Below are 6,674 nucleotides of genomic sequence, written 5' to 3'. Positions count from 1 at the left end.
GTTGCGGAATGCTGCTCCTGTTTCCCCATACGGCGGTCCGTGCCGAGGGGGCATGTGCGGGACGCTGACAACGGCGGTAACCTGCACACTGGGGAACAGAGATGATGCACCACAAAGACCTCGCTTCTGCACCGCAACAGCGCCTTGTGATCATGCTTCCGGCCGCGAACCTTTCAGGCGTCGTGCGCGACCAGCTGCGCACGATGACGTCGGAAGGTTTCGCCGATATCGACATCCGCTGGAACGCGAACGTTCTGGCGATCGAGGCGCGCGGCGAATCGGGCTACGTGCGCCGGATATTCAACTGCGCGGGCGCCCGCGTGATGGAGAAGATCGACCGGGGCGGAATCGGTGTAGAGCGGTTCTACGATGCGGACGGGATTACCCTGCTTTCGGAAGCGATCTTCGACTCCTGCGACGATCGTTGACACAAGGGAAACCGCGGCTCCCGAATGCCGCAATCATCCTTGTGATCGCTTCGCGTTAGCCCAAGAATCGCCACGTGGGGACGGTGTGTTGTGGGCATGACCAGACGCGGACTTCTCCTTTCCGTCGCGGCCGCGGCCGTGACGATGGCCTTCCCGGCTGCGGCACGGGATGTGGAAAGCGAGTTGGCCGCGCGATTGCGGCGTGAGGGCTTTAGCATCGTCAGCCGGAAACGCACCCTGCTCGGACGGGTCCGGGTCCTGGCGGCGAAAGGCAAGCTGCAGCGAGAGGTCGTGTTCGATCCGACCTCGGGCGAGATCCTGCGCGACTACGTCAATGATGCTGGCGACATCCGGGTCGCGTCGCGCGAGGGCGGCGGCACGGGGACGGCCAGTTCCGGCACCGATGGCGCGGGCAGCGGCGGGACCGGTGGCGGCGGCACTGGGACCGACGGCGGCACCGGCACGGACGGCGGAACGGAACCGGATGGTGGCGGCACGGACGAGCCCGAGAAGGAGCCCACGAAAGAGCCCTCCAAGGAACCGACGCGGGAGCCACGCAGGGACAGGCGGTCCAAGACCAAAGAGACCCCCGGTGTCGGCGAGTAGGCGCCCCTGCAGCGACGGTTCGCGGGGCTGCGGGCCGGGAGGTCGCCATGCGTGACCGGATCGCCGTGTTCCTCCTGCTCTTCCTCCAGGTGCTCTGCGCCGCCGTTCTCGTCGGCGGAACACTGCTGACCCTGCTTGGTATCCAGCACCGGCCGATCGACTGGGAAATGCGCGAGCTTCTGGAGATCGGCGCCGTTCTCGGCCTCGTCTTCGGGGCGCTTCTCAGCGTGGCGGTCCTCGGCCGCATGCTGAAGCGCCAGAAGCGCGCGGAGGAACAGTTGCGCCAGGTTTCCGGCGCCTTCATGGAGCTCATGGAGGCGCGGTTCCGCGACTGGGGTCTGACCTCGGCCGAACGGGACGTGGCGCTTTTCGCGATCAAGGGCCTCTCGACCCACGAAATCGCCGTCCTGCGCGGCACCGCCGAGGGTACGGTGAAGGCCCAGACGAATGCGATCTACCGCAAGTCCGGCGTGAACGGGCGCCCGCAGCTCCTCAGCCTCTTCATCGAGGACCTGATGGATGACGCGATGCTGCCCGCGCCCGTCCCCACCGCACCGCCCGAACCCGAGGAGACCATGCTTCGGGCGGCCGGCTAGGTCAGTCGAGCGCGTAGAGCGTCAGGACTTCCAGCGGCACGACGTCGAGCGCGCGCAGATGCGTGGCGGCAAGCCGCACGTTCGGCGCACAGCCTTCCTCGTGCGCTTGCAGGAAACGTCCGGCGCAGAGACACCAGCTCTCGCCGGGCTGCACTCCGGGAAACCGGTATTCCGGCCGCGGCGTGGACAGGTCGTTGCCGACGTATTTCGAATAGGCGAGGAACTCGGCCGTCATCACCGCGCAGACGGTGTGGTGGCCACGGTCCTCGGCGCAGGTGTTGCAGTGTCCATCGCGGAAGAAGCCGGTGAGCGGCCGGTTCGAGCAAGGCTCCAGCGGCTGGCGGAGCACGTTGAGAGGGGGGTCGGGCCGGGGTGTCATGTGAAACGGTCAAGGAGCCGCTGCAGGGGTGACCTGGGCGCGGCGGGTTCGGCGGCGGGCTCGGAGGCGGACGGAGGCGGAGCCTCCGTTCGTGCGGTGGACCGCGGCGGCGCGGTCCTCAGCGCCACCGCGTTCATGAACCGCGCCGCATCGCCCGCGGCCAGCGCTGGCGCCCCGTCCGAGATGCCGCGCAGAAGGTCGTCGAGCCAGGCCTCGTCTGCCTTGGCGAAGTCCGAGAGCACATAGTCTGCCACCCGGTCCTTGTGGCCGGGATGGCCGATGCCGATGCGGACGCGGGCATAGTCATCGCCGATGTGCTGGTGGAGCGAGCGGAGCCCGTTGTGCCCCGCATGTCCGCCGCCCTCCTTCACCCGGCACTTGCCCGGCGCGAGATCGAGTTCGTCGTGAAACACAGTGACGTAGGCGGGCTCCAGCTTGAAGAAGCGCATGGCCTCGCCCACCGACTGGCCGGAGAGGTTCATGAAGGTCATCGGTTTCAGAAGGACCACGCGCTCGGTGCCGAGCCGGCCTTCGCTGACTTCGCCCTGGAACTTCGTGCGCCAGGGCGCGAAGCCATGGTCTGCGGCGATCCGGTCCACGGCCATGAAGCCGACGTTGTGACGGTTCGTCGCGTATCTGGCCCCGGGGTTCCCGAGGCCCACGAAAAGTCGCATGGCTCACCTCGCGCTGGCGGGGGAAAGGTAGAGGCGGCAGGGGCCGGGGGCAAGCGCCCGCACCACCAAAACGAAAAGCGGGACCCGAAGGCCCCGCCGATCTCGTGCAAGGCACATTGGGGGTTATTCCCCGGCGCCCTCGCCCTCGCCCTCTTCCTCGGCCGAACGCAGGCCCGAGGGGGCCGCGATATTGGCGATGACGAAGTTGCGCTTGATCGTCGGCACGGCACCCTTCGGCAGGTCCACGTCGTTGATGTGGATGACGTCGCCGATGTCGCGCCCCGTGAGGTCCACGGTGATGTGATCGGGGATGTCGCCGGCGGTCACTTCCAGTTCGACTTCCGGGCGAACGATCGTCAGCGTCCCACCCTTCTTCAGCCCCGGCGCCTTCTCGTGGTTCTCGAAGGTGACGTGGATGAAAAGGTTGATGCGACTCGCGCGGTGCAGGCGCATCAGGTCGATATGGGTCGGCAGGTCCTTGACGACGTCGCGCTGGACGCCGCGGCAGATCACCCGCACGTCGTCCTGGCCTTCGACCTTCAGGTTGAAGAGCGTGGACAGGAAGCGGCCGGCCTTCAGCCTCTTCAAAAGCGCGTGGTAGTTGATGTTGATCGGCTGCGGCTCCTTGCCGTCGCCGTAGACGATGCCGGGTACGTAGCCCTCGCGACGGGCTTGACGGGCGGCCCCCTTGCCTGTCCCCGTCCGTACCTCGGCGATAAGATCGGGGATCTCACCAGCCATTGGTCTCTCCATGGTGTTTAAGGGCATCCTCCAAGGGTGCATGCCCATGAACGCGGGCGTATAGGACGGATCGTCCGCGAAGGGAAGCGGATTCTACACGTCCGGGCTCCTCCCCGGCGCGTGTGCTCTCAGCTGTAGCGGTCGAGGAAATCGGACGGCAGAAGCACGTTGTGACGCCCGAGCGACGTCACCTTCGTCTCGCCGCAGAGCGCCATGGAGGTGTCGAGTTCCTTGTGAATGACCTGGAGCGCTTTCGCCACCCCCGCCTCGCCCATTGCGCCCAGTCCGTAGACGAAGGCGCGGCCGATCATCACGCCTTTCGCGCCGAGCGCGAGCGCCTTCAGCACATCCTGGCCGGAACGGATGCCGCCGTCCATCCAGACTTCCGTCCTGCCGCCGACCGCCGCCGCTATCGCCGGCAGCATCCGGACCGACGAAAGCGCGCCGTCGAGTTGCCGCCCGCCGTGGTTCGACACGACGATGGCATCGGCGCCGACGGCGGCTGCCTTCTCGGCATCCTCGACATCCAGGATACCCTTCAGGATCACCTTGCCGCCCCACATGTCCATCAGCTTGCGGATCTTGTCCCAGTTGAGCGCGGGGTCGAACTTCTCCGCCGTCCAGGCCGAGAGCGAGGAGGGGTCGGATACGCCCTCGACATGGCCGACGATATTGCCGAAGAAGCGCCGCCTCGTCTGGAGCATCTCGATCCCCCAGGCCCATTTCGTGGCCAGGTTCAGCATCGTCGGAAGCGTGAATTTCGGCGGGGCGGAGAGGCCGTTCTTCAGGTCCTTGTGGCGCTGCCCGAGGATCTGCAGGTCCACGGTGATCACGAGTGCCGAGCAGCCCGCGGCCTTCGCCCGCCCGATGATCGCGCGGTTGAAAGCGTCGTCGTTCAGCGTGTAGATCTGGAACCAGAAGGGCTTCGACGTGTGCGCCGCCACATCCTCGATCGAGCAGATCGACATGGTGGACAGCGTGAAGGGCACCCCGAACGCCTCGGCCGCACGGGCCGCCTTTATCTCTCCGTCGGCGTTCTGCATGCCTGTCAGCCCGACCGGAGCGAGCGCCACGGGCATGGCGACCGGCTGTCCGATCATCTCCGACGCCGTGGAGCGCCCGGTCATGTCCACGGCGATCTTCTGCCTCAGACGGATCTCGGCGAAATCGGTGACGTTCTCGCGGAAGGTCTGCTCCGTCCAGCTGCCCGACTCCGCATAGTCGAAGAACATTCGCGGGACGCGCCGACGGTAGAGGCGCTTCAGGTCGTCGATGCAGGTGATGACGGGCATGGCGTCCCTCTGGAGTGGCCCCCGGATTGGTGATCCCTGCTTAGCAACGGGGTCCTGCCGTGGCAATGCGCTTTCGGCCTTGCGAATTCTGCGGGGGCGGGATGGATCGCCGGCAGGTTGTTCGCAAGGCTCGGAACGGTCGGATCTGGCCTCCTCGGCGGGTTCGTCGGCACGGCGGCCGTCTCCGGTGTCCTGCCCTGGCGGGTGACCTTCGCGGCACGGGGGGGATGCGCTACATCATCAGCCACGGGATCCTGCCTTAACCCCACCGCAACGGTCATCAGGACCGGGTGACTGGGGGCTCGCCTTCGCGCTCATGTTCATGATGATCCTCGACGTCACCCTCGGCTGAGGCGCCCGCCGACGGGGGTGCACAGGGCGCCCGTCGCGTGCTAGGCCGGCGGCCATGACCGATGCCAGCTACGCCCCACCCGATGCGCCGCTCAGCGTGATTCATGCCGATCATGCGATCGTCGTCCTCGACAAGCCGGCGGGCCTGCTGACCGTGCCGGGCAAGGGTGCGCATCTGGCCGACTGCCTGATCGCCCGGCTCCAGAAGCTCCACCCCGAGGCGCTTCTGGTCCACCGGCTCGACCGCGACACCTCCGGGGTGATCGTCTTCGCGCTTACCCGTCACGCGCAGCGGGTGCTCTCGGCGCAGTTCGAGGACCGCAAGACGAAGAAGGCCTACCGCGCCCGGCTCTGGGGGCACTTGATGCCGAAAGAGGGGCGGGTGGATCTGCCGTTGATCGTGGACTGGCCGAACCGGCCCCGCCAGCATGTGGACAGGGTGAACGGCAAGCCTGCGCAGACCGACTGGAAGGTGCTCGGCCATGATCCGGACGGCACCACCCGCGTGCGGCTCTTCCCGCTGACCGGACGCAGCCACCAGCTTCGCGTCCACATGGCCGAGCTTGGCCACCCTATCCTCGGCGATCCGCTTTATGCCGAAGGTCCGGCGCGCGACTACCCGCGGCTCATGCTCCATGCCGAAAGCCTGCGGTTTGCGCATCCCGAGACCGGCAAGGGCGTGACCTTCACCGCGCCCTGCCCCTTCCGATGATCGAGAGGCATCACGAGGCGGGTGCGCGCCGGTCGCGGGCGCTCTGGTCCGACTGTGGCCGGTATCGCTACCTCCTCGAACGCGACTGGGGCGGGCGGGACGGGCCGCTTCTCTACATTCTTCTCAATCCCTCGACGGCGACCGAGGCAGAGAACGACCCGACGGTGGAACGCTGCGAACGGCGGGCGCGGGCGCTGGGCTATGGCGGGTTCGCGGTGGCGAACCTGTTTGCCTGGCGCGCCACCCGGCCCGCAGATCTCAGGCGCGCGGCCGATCCCGTCGGCCCGGCGAATGACGCGGTCCTGACGGAAGCGACCGCTGGGGCCACGGCCGTCCTGTGCGGCTGGGGCGCACATGGCGTTCTTCTCGGCCGGGGCGCGGGTGTGGCGGCGCGGCTTCGGGCCGCAGGTGTCGCGCTCGCGCATCTCGGACTCACCCGCGGTGGCCATCCCCGCCATCCTCTCTACGTTGCCTATTCCGTCGCCCCGCGGCCCTGGGTCGCTTGATCCGGCAAAGTGCAGAAAAATCTCCGGGTCGCCGGCCGCATTGGCTCGGAGTTAACTCCTGAGCGCTCCAATCGCAGTCGGGGTGCGCCGGCTGTGGGAGGCTGGCGCCGCAATCGCGGGGTGCGTCATGTTGATGCTGGCTGGCCTGATGGGCCTTCTAATGGTGGGTCTGGCTGTCGATTTCACGGGGGGCGTCAAGCCTGACGAGGACGGGCACGACGAGGCGGAGGGCGCGGTTCAGAACGACGCCCAGACGGCCGAACCGTCGCTCGACGGAAACCCGTTGGGCGAGGCCATCGTCGGCAGCGACGGGGGCGAGATTCTCGCTGGAGGCGAGAACGCCGACGACATCGCCGGCCTTGGCGGCGATGATCAGATCGGTGGCTATG

The 6,674-nt window shown here is 67.4% G+C and carries 9 protein-coding genes and 1 pseudogene; 6 read left to right on the top strand and 4 right to left on the bottom strand.

From position 1 onward, the window contains the following. Positions 1-101: 101 nt before the first annotated feature. The 3 genes from ACMUOO_RS15965 (at position 102) to ACMUOO_RS15955 (ending at position 1,630) form a co-directional block, all read left to right on the top strand. Complete coding sequence (locus tag ACMUOO_RS15965; RefSeq protein WP_301918288.1) at positions 102-428, top strand: hypothetical protein; 327 nt, start codon at positions 102-104, stop codon at positions 426-428. 138 nt (positions 429-566) lie between these two features. Then, positions 567-1,034, top strand: a complete 468-nt coding sequence (locus tag ACMUOO_RS15960) for a hypothetical protein (protein ID WP_301918289.1) — start codon at positions 567-569, stop codon at positions 1,032-1,034. A 47-nt stretch (positions 1,035-1,081) separates the two neighbouring features. Next, positions 1,082-1,630, top strand: a complete 549-nt coding sequence (locus ACMUOO_RS15955; protein WP_301918290.1) for a helix-turn-helix transcriptional regulator — start codon at positions 1,082-1,084, stop codon at positions 1,628-1,630. A gap of 1 nt (position 1,631) precedes the next feature. Here the strand turns inward: ACMUOO_RS15955 and ACMUOO_RS15950 are convergent, their stop codons facing one another. The 4 genes from ACMUOO_RS15950 to ACMUOO_RS15935 form a co-directional block, all read right to left on the bottom strand. Further along, a complete protein-coding gene (locus tag ACMUOO_RS15950; protein ID WP_413855716.1) occupies positions 1,632-2,009 on the bottom strand; it encodes a DUF2237 family protein in 378 nt (125 codons plus the stop codon). Next, positions 2,006-2,683 carry an aminoacyl-tRNA hydrolase gene (gene pth, locus ACMUOO_RS15945; protein ID WP_301918292.1) on the bottom strand — a complete coding sequence of 226 codons (678 nt, stop codon included), beginning with the start codon at positions 2,681-2,683 and terminating at the stop codon, positions 2,006-2,008. The genes ACMUOO_RS15950 and pth overlap by 4 nt, the downstream gene beginning before the upstream one ends. Before the next feature lie 123 nt (positions 2,684-2,806). Further along, a complete protein-coding gene (locus tag ACMUOO_RS15940) occupies positions 2,807-3,424 on the bottom strand; it encodes a 50S ribosomal protein L25/general stress protein Ctc (RefSeq protein ID WP_301918293.1) in 618 nt (205 codons plus the stop codon). A 128-nt stretch (positions 3,425-3,552) separates the two neighbouring features. Next, the gene (locus tag ACMUOO_RS15935) at positions 3,553-4,716 is read right to left on the bottom strand and encodes an alpha-hydroxy acid oxidase (RefSeq protein WP_301918294.1); all 1,164 of its coding nucleotides are present in this window, start codon (positions 4,714-4,716) and stop codon (positions 3,553-3,555) included. A gap of 406 nt (positions 4,717-5,122) precedes the next feature. Here ACMUOO_RS15935 and ACMUOO_RS15930 point away from each other — a divergent pair, with 406 nt between their 5' ends. From ACMUOO_RS15930 to ACMUOO_RS15920, 3 genes and pseudogenes are all read left to right on the top strand, one after another. After that, positions 5,123-5,779: an RluA family pseudouridine synthase gene (locus ACMUOO_RS15930; RefSeq protein ID WP_301918295.1), complete on the top strand. Its 657-nt coding sequence runs from the start codon at positions 5,123-5,125 to the stop codon at positions 5,777-5,779. Beyond that, a complete protein-coding gene (locus ACMUOO_RS15925; RefSeq protein ID WP_301918296.1) occupies positions 5,776-6,285 on the top strand; it encodes a DUF1643 domain-containing protein in 510 nt (169 codons plus the stop codon). The genes ACMUOO_RS15930 and ACMUOO_RS15925 overlap by 4 nt, the downstream gene beginning before the upstream one ends. Positions 6,286-6,412: 127 nt before the next feature. Beyond that, positions 6,413-6,674: pseudogene (locus ACMUOO_RS15920) on the top strand (hypothetical protein); the annotation flags it as partial.

Origin of the sequence: Albidovulum sp., assembly GCF_041919395.1 — a bacterium.
Taxonomy (GTDB): domain Bacteria; phylum Pseudomonadota; class Alphaproteobacteria; order Rhodobacterales; family Rhodobacteraceae; genus Albidovulum.
The sequence above is the reverse complement of the archived record's forward strand: the minus strand, read 5'-3'. Positions and strand labels throughout refer to the sequence as shown.